General features: G+C 73.3%; 20 protein-coding genes. 9 read left to right on the forward strand and 11 right to left on the reverse strand.

From position 1 onward, the window contains the following. Positions 1-29: 29 nt before the first annotated feature. Both ectB and ACWAT2_RS17325 read left to right on the forward strand, forming a co-directional pair. On the forward strand, positions 30-1328 hold the full coding sequence (ectB, locus tag ACWAT2_RS17320; protein ID WP_402377499.1) for a diaminobutyrate--2-oxoglutarate transaminase: 1299 nt from the start codon (positions 30-32) through the stop codon (positions 1326-1328). A 40-nt stretch (positions 1329-1368) separates the two neighbouring features. Next, entirely contained in the window at positions 1369-1782 is a 414-nt protein-coding gene (locus ACWAT2_RS17325; RefSeq protein ID WP_402377502.1) for an ectoine synthase, read from the forward strand. Between the two features lie 96 nt (positions 1783-1878). Here ACWAT2_RS17325 and ACWAT2_RS17330 read toward each other — a convergent pair whose 3' ends face one another. The 7 genes from ACWAT2_RS17330 to ACWAT2_RS17360 form a co-directional block, all read right to left on the reverse strand. Further along, positions 1879-3210, reverse strand: coding sequence for an RNA polymerase sigma factor (locus ACWAT2_RS17330; RefSeq protein ID WP_402377505.1), 1332 nt, complete (start codon positions 3208-3210; stop codon positions 1879-1881). After that, positions 3207-3380 (reverse strand): YciI family protein, encoded by a 174-nt coding sequence (locus tag ACWAT2_RS17335; protein ID WP_402377508.1) that lies wholly within the window; start codon positions 3378-3380, stop codon positions 3207-3209. Before ACWAT2_RS17335 ends, ACWAT2_RS17330 begins: the two co-directional genes overlap by 4 nt. 94 nt (positions 3381-3474) lie before the next feature. Continuing rightward, the gene (locus tag ACWAT2_RS17340; RefSeq protein ID WP_402377510.1) at positions 3475-3840 is read right to left on the reverse strand and encodes a YciI family protein; all 366 of its coding nucleotides are present in this window, start codon (positions 3838-3840) and stop codon (positions 3475-3477) included. Positions 3841-3850: 10 nt separating this feature from the next. After that, positions 3851-4003 carry a hypothetical protein gene (locus tag ACWAT2_RS17345; protein ID WP_402377513.1) on the reverse strand — a complete coding sequence of 51 codons (153 nt, stop codon included), beginning with the start codon at positions 4001-4003 and terminating at the stop codon, positions 3851-3853. A gap of 122 nt (positions 4004-4125) precedes the next feature. Next, a complete protein-coding gene (ilvA, locus tag ACWAT2_RS17350; RefSeq protein ID WP_402377515.1) occupies positions 4126-5346 on the reverse strand; it encodes a threonine ammonia-lyase in 1221 nt (406 codons plus the stop codon). Continuing rightward, positions 5343-6572 carry an AI-2E family transporter gene (locus ACWAT2_RS17355; RefSeq protein ID WP_402377518.1) on the reverse strand — a complete coding sequence of 410 codons (1230 nt, stop codon included), beginning with the start codon at positions 6570-6572 and terminating at the stop codon, positions 5343-5345. The genes ilvA and ACWAT2_RS17355 overlap by 4 nt, the downstream gene beginning before the upstream one ends. Before the next feature lie 117 nt (positions 6573-6689). Next, a complete protein-coding gene (locus ACWAT2_RS17360) occupies positions 6690-7301 on the reverse strand; it encodes a YdeI/OmpD-associated family protein (protein WP_402377520.1) in 612 nt (203 codons plus the stop codon). Positions 7302-7511: 210 nt separating this feature from the next. Here ACWAT2_RS17360 and msrA point away from each other — a divergent pair, with 210 nt between their 5' ends. Then, positions 7512-8183: a peptide-methionine (S)-S-oxide reductase MsrA gene (gene msrA, locus ACWAT2_RS17365; protein WP_402377522.1), complete on the forward strand. Its 672-nt coding sequence runs from the start codon at positions 7512-7514 to the stop codon at positions 8181-8183. 22 nt (positions 8184-8205) lie between these two features. Here msrA and ACWAT2_RS17370 read toward each other — a convergent pair whose 3' ends face one another. After that, the gene (locus tag ACWAT2_RS17370) at positions 8206-8874 is read right to left on the reverse strand and encodes a TetR/AcrR family transcriptional regulator (protein ID WP_402377525.1); all 669 of its coding nucleotides are present in this window, start codon (positions 8872-8874) and stop codon (positions 8206-8208) included. Between the two features lie 63 nt (positions 8875-8937). Here ACWAT2_RS17370 and ACWAT2_RS17375 point away from each other — a divergent pair, with 63 nt between their 5' ends. Next, positions 8938-9897: an ATP-binding cassette domain-containing protein gene (locus tag ACWAT2_RS17375; protein ID WP_402377527.1), complete on the forward strand. Its 960-nt coding sequence runs from the start codon at positions 8938-8940 to the stop codon at positions 9895-9897. A 58-nt stretch (positions 9898-9955) separates the two neighbouring features. Next, on the forward strand, positions 9956-10714 hold the full coding sequence (locus ACWAT2_RS17380; protein WP_402377529.1) for an ABC transporter permease: 759 nt from the start codon (positions 9956-9958) through the stop codon (positions 10712-10714). A gap of 38 nt (positions 10715-10752) precedes the next feature. On the opposite strand, the gene ACWAT2_RS17385 is transcribed toward ACWAT2_RS17380, so the two are convergent. After that, positions 10753-11397, reverse strand: a complete 645-nt coding sequence (locus ACWAT2_RS17385; RefSeq protein ID WP_402377531.1) for an NAD(P)-dependent oxidoreductase — start codon at positions 11395-11397, stop codon at positions 10753-10755. Between the two features lie 88 nt (positions 11398-11485). On the opposite strand from ACWAT2_RS17385, the gene ACWAT2_RS17390 reads away from it, so the two are divergent. Beyond that, positions 11486-11869 carry a winged helix-turn-helix transcriptional regulator gene (locus ACWAT2_RS17390; protein WP_402377534.1) on the forward strand — a complete coding sequence of 128 codons (384 nt, stop codon included), beginning with the start codon at positions 11486-11488 and terminating at the stop codon, positions 11867-11869. Between the two features lie 87 nt (positions 11870-11956). Next, positions 11957-13513, forward strand: a complete 1557-nt coding sequence (locus ACWAT2_RS17395) for an ATP-dependent DNA ligase (RefSeq protein ID WP_402377536.1) — start codon at positions 11957-11959, stop codon at positions 13511-13513. A gap of 64 nt (positions 13514-13577) precedes the next feature. Here the strand turns inward: ACWAT2_RS17395 and ACWAT2_RS17400 are convergent, their stop codons facing one another. After that, complete coding sequence (locus ACWAT2_RS17400) at positions 13578-14513, reverse strand: LysR substrate-binding domain-containing protein (RefSeq protein ID WP_402377539.1); 936 nt, start codon at positions 14511-14513, stop codon at positions 13578-13580. 52 nt (positions 14514-14565) lie between these two features. Between ACWAT2_RS17400 and ACWAT2_RS17405 the strand changes: the two genes are divergently transcribed. After that, a complete protein-coding gene (locus ACWAT2_RS17405; protein ID WP_402377542.1) occupies positions 14566-14973 on the forward strand; it encodes a DUF5997 family protein in 408 nt (135 codons plus the stop codon). A gap of 49 nt (positions 14974-15022) precedes the next feature. On the opposite strand, the gene ACWAT2_RS17410 is transcribed toward ACWAT2_RS17405, so the two are convergent. Next, complete coding sequence (locus ACWAT2_RS17410; RefSeq protein WP_402377544.1) at positions 15023-15361, reverse strand: Rdx family protein; 339 nt, start codon at positions 15359-15361, stop codon at positions 15023-15025. 22 nt (positions 15362-15383) lie between these two features. Here ACWAT2_RS17410 and ACWAT2_RS17415 point away from each other — a divergent pair, with 22 nt between their 5' ends. Further along, positions 15384-16616, forward strand: coding sequence for a class I SAM-dependent methyltransferase (locus ACWAT2_RS17415; protein WP_402377547.1), 1233 nt, complete (start codon positions 15384-15386; stop codon positions 16614-16616). Positions 16617-16728: the final 112 nt, after the last annotated feature.

Raw genomic sequence — 16728 nt, forward strand, 5'->3', positions numbered from 1 at the left:
GCGCGCACCACCTCAGAGGAGTGTCCTTCGTGACGACCCTGACCCCCCAGTCCGACGCGTCGACCACCGATGACCCGACGGGCTTCACCGCCCTCGAGTCCGAGGTCCGCAGCTACTCCCGCGCCTGGCCCGTGGTGTTCGACCGTGCGGTCGGCGCCACCGTGTACGCCGAGGACGGTACCGAGTACCTCGACTTCTTCGCGGGTGCAGGTTCCCTCAACTACGGGCACAACAACCCGATCCTGAAGAAGGTCCTGCTGGACTTCCTCGCCGACGACCGCATGGTGCACACGCTCGACATGTTCACCACCGCGCGTCGCGAGTTCCTGCAGACCTTCCGCACCAACATCCTCGAGCCGCGCGGACTCGACCACAAGGTCGTCTTCCCCGGCCCGGGCGGCGCGAACGCCGTCGAGGCGGCCCTCAAGCTCGCCCGCAAGGTGACGGGCCGCGAGTCGGTCATCAACTTCACCAACGCGTTCCACGGCATGACGCTCGGCGCCCTGTCCGTGACCGGCAACTCGATGAAGCGCGGCGGCGCCGGCATCCCGCTGGTGCACGCCACCCCGATGCCGTACGACGACTACTTCAACGGTGACGTCGACGACTTCCAGTACTTCCAGCGGATGCTCGAGGACGGCGGGTCCGGCCTCAACGAACCCGCCGCCGTCATCGTCGAGACCGTCCAGGGCGAGGGTGGCATCAACGCCGCGCGCGCCGAGTGGCTCCGTGGCCTGGCCGAGCTGTGCAAGGCGCACGGGATCTTGCTGATCCTCGACGACATCCAGATGGGCTGCGGCCGGACCGGCGGGTTCTTCTCCTTCGAGGAGGCCGGCATCGTCCCGGACATCATCTGCCTGTCGAAGTCGATCTCCGGCTACGGCATGCCCATGGCGATCACCCTCGTGCGTCCCGAGCTGGACGTGTGGGAGCCGGGCGAGCACAACGGCACCTTCCGCGGGTTCGCCCCGGCGTTCGCCACGGCCTCCGAGGCGATCCGGACCTACTGGTCCGACGACACCCTCGAGAACGAGGTCAAGGCCAAGGGCCTGATCGTCGAGAGCGCCTTCAACTCGGTCGTCTCGCGTCACCCCGACCACGAGCTCCTCTCCAAGGGTCGCGGCCTCGCCCGCGGTCTGCAGCTGCCCGACGGCGAGCTCGCCGGCCGGGTGACGCAGTACGCGTTCGAGCACGGTCTGCTGGTCGAGACCTCGGGTCCCGACAGCGAGGTCGTCAAGCTGCTGCCGCCGCTGACCATCACCGAGGACGAGCTGCGCCGCGGCCTGGCCATCCTGGACGAGGCGTTCGACGCCGTCCTGGGCTCCTGACCGACCCGTCCCACCTGACCTCTCACGACCGAGGAGACACATGATCGTCCGCACGCTCGACGAGATCACCGACACCGAGGCCGACATCAAGAGCGAGAACTGGCGCTCTAAGCGCATCGTCCTCGCCAAGGAGCGCGTCGGCTTCTCGGTGCACGAGACCACGCTGTACGCCGGGACCGAGAGCTTCTTCTGGTACGCCAACCACATCGAGGCCGTCTTCATCACGTCCGGCGAGGGCGAGATCGAGGACCTGGCCACCGGTGAGGTGCACGAGCTCAAGCCCGGCACGCTGTACCTGCTGAACGACCACGACAAGCACAAGGTGCGCCCGCGCACCGACATCACGTGCGTCTGCGTCTTCAACCCGCCGGTCACCGGCCGCGAGGTGCACGACGAGAACGGCGTGTACCCGCTCGTCACCGAGCCGGAGCCGGAGACCACCGCGGCGGTCTGACCCTCCGTGCGCCGCCCGCGTGCCGGTCCGGCCGACCGGGCGTCGCCGTCTCGAGGAGCGTGCCCCCTCGTCCCTCCACGGGACGAGGGGGCACGCTCATGTCGTCTCCGGGTCCACCAGGTCGGCCAGCCGGCGGCGCAGGAGTCGGCGGTCCCCCTCGCGGTCCACGAGCGCCAGGGCGGTCCGCAGGGCGTCGGCGGCCTCACTCGCCCGCCCGAGCCGAGCGAGCAGGTCTGCTCTGACACCCGCCAGCAGGTGATAGCCGGCCAGCTCCGGAACGCCGGCGACGGCGTCCAGCGCCTCCAGCGCCGCACCAGGGCCGTGCACCTGCGCGACGGCGACCGCCCGGTTCAGCGCGACGACGGGCGATCCTGTCATCTCGCCCAGGACGTCGTAGAGCGCGAGGATCTCGGTCCAGTCCGTCTCCGTGCCGTCCGCCGCCCGAGCGTGCAGCGCCGCGATCGCGGCCTGCACCTGGTACGGGCCCGGCCGTCGTGCCGCGAGCGCGGCGTCGAGCACCTCCAGACCCTCGGCCGTCTCGTCCTGGCGCCACCGCATCCGGTCCTGCTCCGCCAGGACGCGGGTCGCACCGTCGGGCCCGGTACGGGCCTCCCGCCGGGCGTGCTGGAGCAGGAGCAGGGCGAGCAGCCCCTGCGCCTCGGGCTCGTGGGGCAGCAGCCGCGCGACCATGCGCGCGAGCCGCACCGCGTCGTCGGCCAGTGCTCGACGGGCGGTGGTGCCCTCAGCGGCGTCGGTGGGCTCGGCCCACGCGTCGTAACCCTCGGTGAAGAGCACGTACAGCACCGCGAGGACCCCCGCCGTGCGGTCCGCCAGGAACGTGGGCGGCGGCACGCGGAAGACGATCCCCGTGGCGCGGATGCGGCGCTTGGCCCGGACGAGCCGCTGCGCCATCGTCGGCTCGGGGACGAGGAAGGCCCGGGCGACCTGAGCGGTCGTCATGCCCGTGAGGGACCTCAGCGTGAGCGCCACCCGCCCGTCCAGCGGTATCGCCGGGTGGCAGCACGTGTACAGCAGGCGCAGCAGGTCACCGTCGGGGTCGTCGGTCTCCCACGCCTCGTCCTCCAGCCCGAGCGCGACCTCGTCGGGCACCGGGTCACCCGCGGCGCCGGCGGCGCGCAGGCCGCCGTCCACCCGCTCCCCGAGACGCGCCGCCGCGGTGGTCTTCTCCCCCTCGGTGCGACGCCGCCGCAGGACGTCGATCGCGTGCCGACGAGCCGTCGTCGTCAGCCAGGCACCCGGCCGGCCGGGGACGCCGTCCCGAGACCACGTCCGGAGCGCGGTCGCGAACGCCTCCTGCGCCGACTCCTCCGCGAGGTCGAGGTCGCCGGTGCTGCGCGCGACGGCGCCGAGGACGCGCCCCCACTCGCTGCGGAACGCGTCCTCGACCGCGGACGCCGCACCCGTCACGCCGCCGGGTCCCCGCCCGTCGGCCAGAACGGGTGCACCTCGATCGTCGATCCGCCCCACGAACCAGGGTGCTCGGCGGCGATCGCGAGCGCCGCCGCGAGATCCGGCGCCTCGATGATGTCGAAACCGCCGATGATCTCCTTCGAGTCCGCGAAGGGGCCGTCGGTCACGACCGTCGCACCGTCGTGGACCCGCACTCGTCGATGTCAGGGGTCGGGCCACGGTCCGGGACGTCGGGTTCGCGCACCAGGAACAGGTACCGCATCATCGGTCACCTCCCTGCTGCCCGTCGAGGTCCAGCGGCCAGAAGGGGCGCAGCTCGATCGCCCCGAGGTGCGCCATGGGATGCTCGGAGGCGACGGTGATCGCCGTGTCGAGATCGGGGGCCTCGATGATGTCGAAGCCGCCGATCGCCTCCTTCGACTCCGAGAACGGACCGTCGGTCACGAGCACCTTCCGGCCGCGCACCCGGACGCCGACGGCGTCCTCGGGCGGACGCAGCCGGTCCCCGGCCGACGCCGTGCCGTCGCCGTAGTAGCGGTCCACCCAGTCCTCGATCGCCGGGGCGCCGCTCTCGTCGACGGCGTCCGGGTCCTGCGGGGTGCTGAGCACCAGCATCAGGTAGCGCATCACTGCCTCCTCAGCGGTTCCGGACGTCCGGACGGACGTACACGACAGGTCCGAACATCGCGACGTCTGCGGCCTCGATGCCGTCGCCAACACCGTACCGCCGCTCGGCGACGTACCGCCGGTGGCGCTCCACCTCGGGTCCTCTGCACAGGATCGTCGACACGAATCGCATCATGGACTCCTCGCTCCGTGCGGCCCTGGTGGCCGCGTCACCACCTCGACGAACGGGGGACGCCCGGATCGACACCCGGAGCGGAGCAGGGTCGACCTCGTCCGGTCCGGCGCTCAGCCGATGCGGTAGCCGTCGCTGCGCAGCCGGTCCAGCACCGCCGCCCGGTGGTCGTACCCCTTGGTCTCAAGCTGCAGCGTCACGAGCACCTCGGAGATCTCCAGCGTGGTGTCCGTGCGGCGGTGGTCCACCCGCACGATGTTGCCCTCGGCGGCGGCGATCGTCTCCAGCAGGGTGGCCAGCGCCCCCGGTTTGTCGTCCAGCCGCACCGAGAGCTGCAGGTACCGGCCCGCGGCCACGAGTCCGTGCTGCACCACGCGCTGCAGCAGCAGCGGGTCGATGTTCCCACCGGTCAGCACCGGCACCACGGTCCCGGTGTAGGCGTGGGGCGTGGCCATCACCGCTGCGACGGACGCGGCCGCCGACGGCTCGACGACGAGCTTGCCGCGCTCGGCCACCATCAGCAGCGCGCGGGACATCTGGTCCTCCGTGACGGTCCGCACCTCGACCCCGAGCCGGGTGAGCACCTCGAAGGGCACGTCGCCGGGCGTGCCGACGGCGATGCCGTCCGCCATCGTCGCGCCCAGGTCACCGGCCAGCGGGCGCCCGGCGGCCAGCGAGGCCGGGTACGCGGCGGCCGACGCCGCCTGCACGCCGACGACCCGGACGTGCGGTGCGAGCTCCGCCAGCACCGTGGCGATGCCGGCCACGAGCCCGCCGCCCCCGAGGGGCACGACCACCGTGCCGACGTCGGGCACCTGCTCGAGGATCTCGAGCGCGACCGTGCCCTGACCCGCCACGACGTCCACGTGGTCGAACGGGTGGATCAGCACCTTGCCCGTGCGAGCGGCCTCCGCACGCGCGGCGCTCAGCGCCTCGTCCACGCTGGCACCGAGCTGGCGCACCTCGGCACCGTAGCTCCGCGTGGCCTCCAGCTTGGGTACCGAGGCGCCCTGCGGCATGTAGACGACGGCGGGGATGCCGAGCTGCTCCGCGGCGAGCGCGACGCCCTGCGCGTGGTTCCCGGCGGAGGCCGCGACGACGCCGCGCTCCTGCTGCTCCGGCGTCAGGCCCGCGAGCCGCGTGTACGCACCGCGGATCTTGAACGACCCGGCGCGCTGCAGGTTCTCGCACTTGAGGACGACGTCGGCCCCGGCGATCTGCGTCAACGCCCGGAAGGGGTGGACCGGCGTGCGCGTCACCACCGGTGCCAGCAGCTCGGCGGCCGCCCTGACGTCGGCCAGTGTCACACGATGGATGGGGTGCGGTGCTGTCACGTCCTGCTCTCTCCTGCCGGTCCGGCATCGTCAGCCGGTGCGGCAGGAACATCACCCGAGGTGGTGGGTGCTGCACCGGCGTCGTCCTGCGACGCGCCCGACCGGCTCGGCCACAGGAGCGTACCTGGCAGGTCCGCGAGGGAGGGACGGCGGCGCAGCAGCGGCAGATGGTCGTCGGTGCCGAGCTCGGGGAACTTGTCGTGCCCGTGCAGGTACTGCATGACGGTGTTGAGGACGGCGGCGAGCGGCACCGCGAACAGCGCCCCGATGAGGCCCGCCGCAAGGCTGCCGGCCGCGACGACCAGGACCACGGCCACCGGGTGCAGGGAGACCGCGTGGCCCATGAGGAACGGCTGGAGGATGTGGCTCTCCGCCTGCTGGACCAGCAGCACGATGCCGAGCATGATCGCCGCGGCGACCCACCCCTCGGCCACGAGGACGACGGCGCAGGCGATCGCGCCGGTCACGATGGCGCCGAGGATCGGGACGAACGAGCCGACGAAGACGAGGATGCCGATCGGGATCGCGAGTGCCGGGACGAAGAACGCGGAGCCGATGCCGATGCCCAGGGCGTCGACCAGGGCCACCAGGATCTGGGTGCGCACGTAGGACGACAGGGTGACCATGCCGCGCCGGCCGGCCTGGTGGACCTTCTCCCGGGCGGCGATCGGCAGGATGTTGACGACCCAGGTCCAGATGCTCCGGCCGTCCTGCAGGAAGAAGATCGTGCAGAAGAGCGCGATGATGATGCCGACCAGCACGTGGCCGACCGTCGTGGCGGCGCCGAGCGCGCCGGTGATCAGCGACGAGCTCTGGTCCGCGACCATGTCCTGCGCCTGGCTGCCGAGATCGCTCAGCGTGGCCGTGTCGAGGCCGAGCGGCCCGTCCGACAGCCAGCTGAGGAACTCCTCGAAACCCGCCACAGCCTGGTCCCACAGGTCCTGGAAGCCGTTGACGATCGACTGGCCCGCGATCACGATCAGGCCGGTGACGAACGCGATGAGTCCCAGGATGGACAGCGCCGTGGCCAGCCCGCGGGGCACGTGCCACCGCTCGAGCGTGAGCCGCAGGGGGCGCAGCAGGATGGTGATGAGCAGGGCGATCGCGACCGGGACGGCGATCGTCTTGAGCTGGGCGAGCAACCAGAAGAAGCCGGCGACACCGGCAGCGATGATCAGCAGCCGCCACGACCACGCCGCAGCGCCCCGCACGCTGGCGGGGACCATGTCACGTCCGTTGGCAGACGTCTCCTGAGGGGCGTTCACGGACCCACACTAAATGGCCGGAAGCAGCGCTGCGCGACGATGTCGCGGCAGGTCCGGGGTTCGCCGACGGCGGAACGGTCAGTCCGTGTCGAGGGTGCGCCGTTGCGGGTGGACCGTCTCGCCGCGCTCGAGCATCGCGACGAACTTCGCGGCGTTGCGGACCCTCGTCTCCTCCTTCTTCGCCGTCGTCAGGCGGTGCAGGATCGCGAAGCGGTTCTGGGAGGTGAGGATCTCCCACATCGCTGTCGCGCGCGGGCTCTCCGCGAGCGCCGCCGTGAGCGCGGGGGCCATCTCGATCGTGGCCGGCCCGGCGTAGGCGGCGTCCCAGCGGCCGTCCTGCTTCGCGCGGTCGATCTCCGCCTGGCCACGCGGGCGCATCCGGCCCTCGTCGATCAGCCGCGCGACGATCTCGCGGTTGCGCACGGACCAGATGCTGCGGCGTCGTCGCGGGCAGTACCGCTGGAGGCTCGTGGCGCCGTCACGGCTCTTCGCCTGCGCGTCGATCCAGCCGCTGCACAGCGCCTCCTCCAGCGCCGCGGCGCGGGTGAGGGTGGTCGGGGCGTCCTGGCCCTTGCGCGCCAGGACCAGCCAGACGCCGTCGGGCGCGGAGTCCTCGTGCTCGTCGAGCCACGCACGCCAGGCCGCCGCGTCGGGCAGCAGGAACTCGTCGACGTCGACCGGTTGCGTCATGCTGCGACGCTACGCCCAGCCCCCGACACCCCGCACCCCCTCTCTGCGCTGTGGGTGCACGACACGCCGACATGCGCTTCGGGTCAGCGGCGCGTCGTGCACCCACAGCGGAGGGGCGGGCGACGACCACGGAACACCCGCGCGCCCCGCATCGTTGCGCAGGTGCGGGGTCGGCGGAACGCCCCCGCACCGCACCAAGGAGGCGACGCGATGTTCGAGAACCTGTTCGGCCAGTCGGCCAAGACCACGATGGTGACCCCCGAGGACGCCCTGCCGGGCCGTGAGTCGCCGATCCTGCCCGCCCCGCGGTCGCACACCGTCCTGGGGACCTCGCTCACCGGCCCGTGGGAGCCGGGCACGCGCGTGCTCTACCTCGCGATGGGCTGCTTCTGGGGCGCCGAGGAGATCTACTGGCAGGTCCCCGGCGTGGTGAGCACCGCCGTCGGCTACATGGGTGGCACGACGCCGAACCCCACGTACGAGGAGGTGTGCTCGGCCCGCACGGGGCACACCGAGACCGCGATGGTCGCGTACGACCCGGCCCGGGTGGACGAGGACGAGCTGCTCAAGATCTTCTGGGAGCGGCACGACCCGACGCAGGGCTACCGCCAGGGCAACGACGTCGGCACCCAGTACCGCTCGGCGGTGTACTGGACGACGCCGGCGCAGGCCGAGTCGGTACGCACCACCGCCGAGCGGTACGGCGAGGTCCTGGCCACGAAGGGCTACGACCCGATCACCACCGACATGCGGCCGGCCGCCGAGGCGGGGCCGTTCTACTACGCCGAGGACTACCACCAGCAGTACCTGTCGGACGCGAAGAACCCGCACGGCTACCGCTGCCACGCGACCACGGGCGTCCCCTTCCCCGACGCCGCCTGACACCGGCGGGCGCGGCGCGGCGTCACTCCGGGCGAGGGTGCAGCTCGTGCGGCGCCGCCACGACGTCGCTGCCCGTCGCGTGGGCGACCAGGGCGTCGTAGTCGGCCGCGACGCCCTGCAGGATCGTCTCCACCGCTGCCTCGATCTCGATGGGCGTCGTGGCCGCGTGGCCGAAGAGTGCGCGGTAGTGCACGAACGACCCGAGCAGGTCGACGGCGAGGTCCAGGTCGAGGTCCTCGCGCAGGTCGCCGCGGTCACGCGCGCGGGACAGCGTGCGCCGCACGGCCTCACGGGGTGGGTCGAAGAGCCGTGCCATGAACTCCGCGCGCAGCCCGGCGTCGTCCGCCGTGTCTCCCAGCAGCGGCGCGAGGACGCCGGGCGGTAGCTGCTCGAACGCCTCGACGAAGAGGCCGAGGCATTCGGCGAGGTCGCACATCGTGCACGTGGTGTCGGGCGGTTCGACGCTCCCGATCCGGCGCTCCAGCGCCGCGAGCACGAGGCGCTGCCGTGTGGGCCAGCGTCGGTAGAGGGCCGGCCTGGACGTGCCGGCGCGCCGCGCGACGTCCCCCAGCGACAGCCGGGTGTACCCGACGTCGTCCAGTGCCGCGATCGTCTCGGTGAGCACCGCGTCGTCGATCCCGGTGTCCCGCGGACGGCCGACGCGTGCGGACTCGGGGAAGGCCGTTGACATGCCCTCATCCTAGCGTTTAGTTTCGTTGCGACACGTAATGCATATCCCTCGAGAGGACCGACGATGATCCGCACCCGGAGCCTCACGCGCACCTTCAGCACCGACCACGGCCCCGTGGAGGCCGTCCGCGCGATCGACCTCGACGTCGCCGAGGGCGAGACCGTGGCCCTGCTCGGGCCCAACGGCGCCGGCAAGAGCACCACCCTGCGCATGCTCACCACGATGCTCCCGATCACCCGCGGCACCGCGACCGTCGCCGGGTACGACGTCGCCCGCGCGCCGGTGGAGGTGCGCCGACGCATCGGCTCCATCGGCCAGGGACACGGCTCGTTCGACGGCCTGCGCGTCGTCGAGGAGCTCACCGCACAGGCGCGGCTCTACGGGCTGCCGCGCCGCGCCGCCCGCACCCGCGCCGCCGAGCTGATCGACGACCTGCAGCTCACCGGCCTGGCCGACCGTGACGTCGCCACGCTCTCCGGCGGGCAGCGGCGGCGCCTCGATCTCGCGATGGGCCTGGTCCACCACCCGCCGCTGGTCTTCCTCGACGAGCCGTCCTCCGGCCTCGACCCGCAGAGCCGGGCCCACCTGTGGGACCACATCGCGCGGATGCGCGCCGCGGCCGGCACCACCGTGGTGCTCACCACGCACTACCTCGACGAGGCCGACGCGGCCGCCGACCGCGTCGTCGTCATCGACCACGGCCAGATCATCGCGGACGGGACGCCGAGCCAGCTCAAGGGCAAGGTGTCCGGCGACCTCGTGACCGTCGAGCTCGCCGACGCCGCCGACGCGCCCGCCGCCGCCCGGATCGCCGGAGGGCTGGCCGGCGCCCAGGACGTCGACGCGACCGGTGACCTCGTCCGGTTCCGGATCGCCGAGGGCGACAGCGTGACACCCGACGTCGTGCGCGCCCTGGACGCCTCGGGCGTGCGGATGCGAGGAACGCGGGTGCAGCGGCCCACGCTCGACGACGTCTTCCTCACCCTCACCGGCCGCAGCCTGCGCGAGGAGGCCGCGGCCTGACCCGCGCCACGTCGACCTGCCCACCAGCCCCCCCCCCCCCCCCCGACGGGAGACCCTCATGACCGCCCTGAGCGACACCGCCACCCTCTTCGAGCGCGACGTGCGCGCCAAGCTGCGCACCCCCTGGCCGTACGTCGAGTCGCTCGCCGACCCGCTGCTCCTCCTGCTGCTGTTCGCGCCGCTGGCCGGGGCGGTCGGCGCCGCCCCGGCCAGTGCGTCGAGCACCATGCAGTGGTTCGTGCCCGGGATGCTCGTCATCATGACGTTCAGCACGGCCGCGTTCATCGGGGCGGGGATCCAGGAGGAGCGCGCCGCCGGGTCCCTGGAGCGCCTGCTCGTCACCCCCACCCACCGCACCGCGATCCTCACCGGGCGGGTCCTGCGCGTCATCGCGACCGTCCTGGTGCAGGCGCTCGTCATCGTCGCCGTGACGGCGCCGTTGGGCCTGCGGGTGCCCGTCGCCGGCGCGTTGCTGGCCGCCGTCGAGCTCGCCGCCCTCGCGGCCGGGCTGGCGCTCCTGTCCCTGGCCGCCGGCGTGGGGCTGCGCAACGCCTACGCGTTCTGGGGCGTCGTCACGCTGATCTACACGCCGCTGATCGTCACCTCGGGTGCGTTGCTGCCGATGCAGGTGGCTCCCGACTGGCTGTACGCCCTGTCCCGGGCCAATCCCATGGCCCACACCGTGGACGCCCAGCGTGCCCTGTTCGCCGGCGACCTCACCGACCCGAGCATCGCGTCGGGGCTGCTCGTCTCACTGGCCATGGCCGCGCTGGGCATCGTGCTCGGTGTGCGGGCGATGGGCCGCCTGCGGGCCTGAGCAGCACGACCCTCCCGCGAGGCGCCCGCCCGGACGGCTCAGTGCGCCACGGCGAACCGGGTGCGCCAGTGGGCGGGCTCCTCGATCTCGTCGACGACGGCGCGAGCGAAGTCGCCGCCGGAGATCTCGGAGTCCCCCGCGTCGTCGGTGAGCAGCACGTCGCCGCCGACGCGGTAGCTGCCGGTGTCCTCGCCGGGAGCGTAGGCGCCGAACGTCGAGGCGGGGCTCAGGTAGAACCAGTCGAGCGCGGCAGGCGCGGCGCGCAGGTCGTCGAGGATGTCGGCGAACTCCCTCGCCTCGTCCTTGAACGCGTCCGGGAACTCCGGGGTGTCGAGCAGTCGCGGGCCACCCTCGGCCACGTGCAGCGACGAGGCACCGCCGACGACGGCGAGGCGCACGCCGCGCTCCTGGGCCGCGGCGGCGAGGCGCGCGTACGCCGGGCGGACCTGCCCGGCCATGTCCCCACGGGGCGACACCGAGGCAACGACGACGTCTGTGCCGTCGAGCGCGGCGGCGATCGTGGCGTCGTCGAGCACGGAGCCCTCGGTGTACTCGGCGCCGTCGACCTGCTCGGCAGGGACCGACCGGCTGACGGACCGGACCTGGTGACCGCGCGCGACGGCCTCCCGGACGATGTGGGTGCCGGCGTAGCCGGTGCCGCCGATCACGGTGATGCGAGCCATCTGACGTGCTCCTCTGATAGTTACTGTCGGAGAGTCACTCTCCAACGGAGAGATTAAGTCGTAGACTGGCGGTTCGCAAGGAGGAACCGTGACCCAGCTCCCGTTCGACCCGTACCAGCGCGGCTGCCCGAGCCGCACCGTCCTGGACCGCATCGCCGACCGGTGGTCGGTGCTGGTGCTCGGTGCGCTCGACGGCGGCCCGCTGCGCTTCACCGCGCTCGCCCACCGTGTCGACGGCGTGTCCCAGAAGATGCTGACGCAGACCCTCCGCGGCCTCGAGCGCGACGGTCTCGTCGCCCGCACCGTCCACGCGGAGGTGCCACCGCGCGTCGAGTACGCCCTCACCGACGCCGGTCAGGGCGCCCTCGAGCCGATCCGCGCGATCGAGCGGTGGACCCTCGCCCACGCCGGCGACGTCCTGGCGTCGCGCGCCGGTTACGACGCCGAGCACGCCACAGCCGCCGCGAAGTAGCACCTCCGGCACCGCGGACCCCCGGCACCTCCGCAGGCCAGCAGGTACTGCTTCGCGGGTGTCGGTGCTCGCTGCCACGATGGGACGGTGCTGCTCGCCGAGCTCGTGAAGACCCACGCCGCGGTCGCCGCGACACGCTCCCGCCTGCGCAAGCGCGAGCTGCTGGCCGAGGCCCTGCGCTCCGCGGCAGAGCGGGACGACGTGCCGACCGAGCAGCGAGGCACCGAGATCGAGGTCGTGGCCTCCTACCTGTCCGGCCGGGCACGCCAGCGCCGCACCGGGGTCGGGTACCGATCCCTCAGCGACCCGCCGCCCGCGGCGAGGACGCCGAGCCTCACCCCCGTCGAGGTCGACGAAGCCCTCGAGGCCCTGTCCCACCTGCAGGGCCCCGGCTCCCAGGCGGCCCGGGCGGGCGCGCTGTCCGACCTCTACTCGCGCGCCACGCCCGACGAGCAACGCTTCCTCACCGGGCTCGTGCTCGGCGAGCTACGACAGGGCGCCCTCGACTCGCTGCTGCTGGACGCCATCGCCACCGCGGCGGACGTCCCGCTCAAGGCAGTGCGCCGGGCCGCGATGTTCAGCGCCCTCTCCGGGCCGATCGCCCGGGCAGCGCTCACGGACGGCACGGAGGCGCTCGAGTCCTTCCGCCTCCAGGTGGGCCGCCCCGTCCGTCCCATGCTCGCCTCCTCGGCTCCCGACGTCGGCGCCGCGCTCGAGAAGTTCGAGGGCGCTGCGGTCGCGGCGGACACCAAGCTCGACGGCATCCGCATCCAGCTGCACAAGGACGGTGACGACGTCGCCGTGTTCACCCGTTCGCTCGACGACGTCACCGAACGGCTGCCGGAGGTCGTGGCGCTGGCACGCTCCCTCGCGATCGAGTCGGCCGTGCTCGACGGCGAGGCCATCGCCCTGGACGAGACCGGACGGCCGCGAGCCTTCCAGGAGACCGCCGCGCGCACCGGCAGCCACGACGCCGAGAGCCACCAGGGGCGGACGCCGCTGAGCGTCTACTTCTTCGACGTCCTACACCTGGACGGGACCGACCTCCTCGACGCGCCGGCCGCCGACCGCCTGGCCGCGCTCGACAGCGCCGCCCCGCCCTCCGCCGTCGTGCCCCGCCTCGTGTCCGCCGACCCGGACGCCGTCCAGGCGTTCTTCGACGACACGGTGTCCGGCGGGCACGAAGGGCTCGTGCTCAAGTCGCTCGACGCCCCGTACGACGCCGGGCGGCGCGGCGGTGCCTGGGTCAAGGTCAAGCCGCGGCACACGCTCGACCTCGTCGTGCTCGCCGTCGAGCGGGGCTCCGGCCGCCGCCAGGGCTGGCTGTCCAACATCCACCTCGGCGCGCGCGACCCCGCCACCGGCGAGCTCGTGATGCTGGGCAAGACGTTCAAGGGGATGACGGACCAGATGCTGGCCTGGCAGACCGAGCGCTTCACCGAGCTCGCCGACGGACCCACCGACGGGTACGTCGTCCGGGTGCGCCCCGAGCAGGTCGTCGAGATCGCCTTCGACGGGGTGCAGCGGTCCCCCCGCTACCCCGGCGGCGTCGCCCTGCGGTTCGCGCGGGTCGTCCGCTACCGCGACGACAAGACCGCCGACGAGGCGGACACGCTCGACACGGTGCGCTCGCTGCGCACGTAGCCGGGAGCGTCGCCGACCAGGAGCCCCGGACCTGACGCCCGACCCTGCTCCCCGTCGGCGACGGTCACCGCTTGCGGCGCCGGCCCTGCCCGGTGCCGCCCGGGCGACCCCGGCCGCGCGACGAGCGGCCCGACGCCCCCGCGCTCCCCCGGCCCGAGCCGCCCTTCGCCGAGCCGCCCTTCGCGGTGCCGCCCTGGCGTCCCGACGAGCTTGCCCGTGACTTCGCCGCACCCTTCACGTCGGCCTCGGCCCCGGCGGCGTGCCCACCTCGGCCCCGTGAACTGTTGGCCGTCCGGCCGCGGACGATCCCGACCATCTCCTCCACGAGCTCCGCGACGTCGACGGCCAGCCCGTCCCGCCGCCACACCAGCCCCACGGGCGCGTCGGGGACGCCCTCGACGACCCGCGTCACCACGTCCTTGCGGTGGTGCAGCCGCGCGAGGGACATCGGCACCACCACGACGCCGGACCCTGCGGCGGCCCACGCGACCGCCTCCTCGGTGGTCCCCGGCTCGGGTTCCACCAGGGTGCCGGTCCCGTCGTCGTAGGCCTCGGGCCGCCGGCCCGGACGGTCGACACCGCCGCCGTCGACGGGGCCGAACAGGACGTCGTCGCGGGGCACCCACAGCACGTCGTCGGCCAGGTCGTCGACCGTGACCCGTTCGTCGTCCTCCGTCGCAGCCAGCAGGTGGTCGCGGGAGACGACCACCACGGGCAGCTCGTCGTACAGCCGGATGGCGTGGAAGACGTCCTTGTCGACGGGCAGGCGGCCGATCGCGGCGTCCACCTCGACGTCGCGCAGGGCGGACGGGACGTCGGCAGCCTGCACCTGGACCAGCTCGAGGTGGACCTCAGGGACCCGCTCCCGCCAGGTCCTCGCCCACTTGCCGGGAGTCGCCCCGGGGACGTAGCCCAGTCGGAACCGGGGACCCTCCTCCGGGCCAGGACCGCCGTCGTCGGCCCCGGTGTCGCCCAGCACGGGGCGGGTGTCGTCGCTCACGCGCCCAGGCTACGGGGCGCCTCGGGCGCTCACCCGCGACTAGGCTGCCTCCATGGCCGGAACACCTTTCTCCCAGCAGGTCCTCAAGCCGACGAACGCGGCGAAGAAGCTCGGGGTGTACCTGCCCGCCACGCCTCCCGAGTTCCAGGAGCACGGCATCACGCGCGCCGAGCTCGAGGAGCTGGAGAAGAACCCCCCGCAGTGGCTCGCGGACCTGCGCCGGAACGGGCCGCACCCGCGCCCGGTCGTCGCGGGCAGGCTCGGCATCTCGATCGCCGGTCTGGCGCGCGGCGGCATCACCGATCCGCTGACGAGCGAGCAGATCGACGAGCTGCGTGCCGACCCGCCGGCGTGGCTGGTGCGTGAGCGCGAGACCGCCGCGAAGGTGCGCGCCGAGGAGGAGCGCATCGCGGCCGAGGCCGAGAAGGCCGCGAAGAAGGAAGCCCGCGAGAACCGCTGATCTCGTCGGCAGTTCGTGATCTGATCGGCAGTCCGGACTGCCGATCAGGTCACGAACTGCCGTCCTGATCCGCGGCGCCCACCCGGTCCGTGTGCCCCAGCGCCATGTCCGGGGCGACGGCGTCCCGGACGGCCTTCTTCAACGGCGGGATCTCGGGGAACCCGCCCTCCGCCTCGCGGTCCCACAGCAGCACCGGCTCCTCGCCGGGCGAGCGCACCAGCTCGACACGGAACACCCCGCCCGTGCCGGGCACGAGCGCGACCTCGCCGAGCCGCGTGCGGAACGTCTGCAGCAGCTCCTGCGCGACCCAGGCGGCGCGCATCAGCCAGCGGCACTGCGTGCAGTAGGTCACGGTCACCCGGGCGTCCGACGACGTGGCTTCGTCCATGCGGCCAGACTACGGTCGTCCCGTGACCTCCCCCGCCGCACCGTCGTTGACCGCCCTGCTCGACCGGCTGGTCCCGTGGCCCGACGACGGCACGCGCCCCGACGCTCCCGTCGCCGTGGACGCCACCGACCGTCTTCTGCTGACCGAGGCGGCACCGCTCGTCGCGGACGCCGGGCCGCGCGGCGTCGTCGTCATCGGTGACCGGTTCGGCGCGCTGACGCTGGGCGCGCTGGCGCTCGGGGCCGACACGGTCCGCGCCCACCACGACACGGTCGACTCCGAGACGGCGACGCTCCACAACGCCTCCCGGTCGCAGGACGCGCTCGGCCCGGAGGACGTACACGGCCGCATCGCAACGTCGGACGGCCTCGGCCCCACCCTGCTCGACGGCGCCCGGCTCGTGCTGCTGCAGCTCCCCAAGTCGCTGGGCGAGCTCACCGAGATCGCCGAGGCCGTCGCCCGGTACGCCGCCGACGACGTCACGCTCCTGGCCGGCGGGCGCATCAAGCACATGACGCGTGCCATGAACGACGTGCTCGGCGACCGGTTCGAGTCCGTGCACGCCACCCTGGCGCGAAGCAAGTCCCGCGCCCTGGTCGCCTCGACGCCACGACCCGAGGCCCGTACGGCCGCGCCGCTCTACCCGGCCCGCGAGCGCCTCACGGATCCCGAGCTGCTGGCGGCGGCCACCCCCACGCACGACGGCGCCGCCCCGGCCGAGCACGTCGACGTCGTCGCGCACGGTGGCACCTTCGCCGGCGCCGGACTCGATCACGGCACCCGGTTCCTGCTGAGCACCGCAGGGCGCTGGCCCGCGGCCTCCCGGGTGCGGGACGCCGTCGACCTCGGCTCCGGCACCGGGCTGCTCGCGGTGGTGCTGGGTCGCCGCTACCCGGACGCCCGGGTGATCGGCACCGACCGCTCGGCGGCGGCGGTCGCCTCCGCCCGGGCCACCCTGGCGGCGAACGGCGTGGAGGGCACCGTGACGAGGAGCGACGCGGGCGACGACCTGCCCGACGCGAGCGCGGACCTCGTGCTGCTCAACCCGCCGTTCCACGACCGGGCGGCGGTGAGCACGGACGCGGCGCACCGGATGTTCGCGACCGCGGGCCGGATCCTGCGGCCGGGCGGCGAGCTGTGGTGCGTGTTCAACACGAAGCTGCGCTACCGCGGCTCGCTGGCCCGCGCCGTCGGCCCCACGGAGCACGTGGCCCAGGACCCCCGCTTCACGGTCACCCGCTCCCGCAAGCCCTGACCCCTCCACACCCCCAACCCCTCGCGTGGTGGACGAGGCTGAGCCGGACACACAAGAGCGGGGCGAAGGAAGCCGTGCGAGCTCGTCATCTCCCGAAGTGGAGGGCCCCCTG

The sequence above is a fragment of the Isoptericola sp. GX10416 genome (assembly GCF_056590155.1).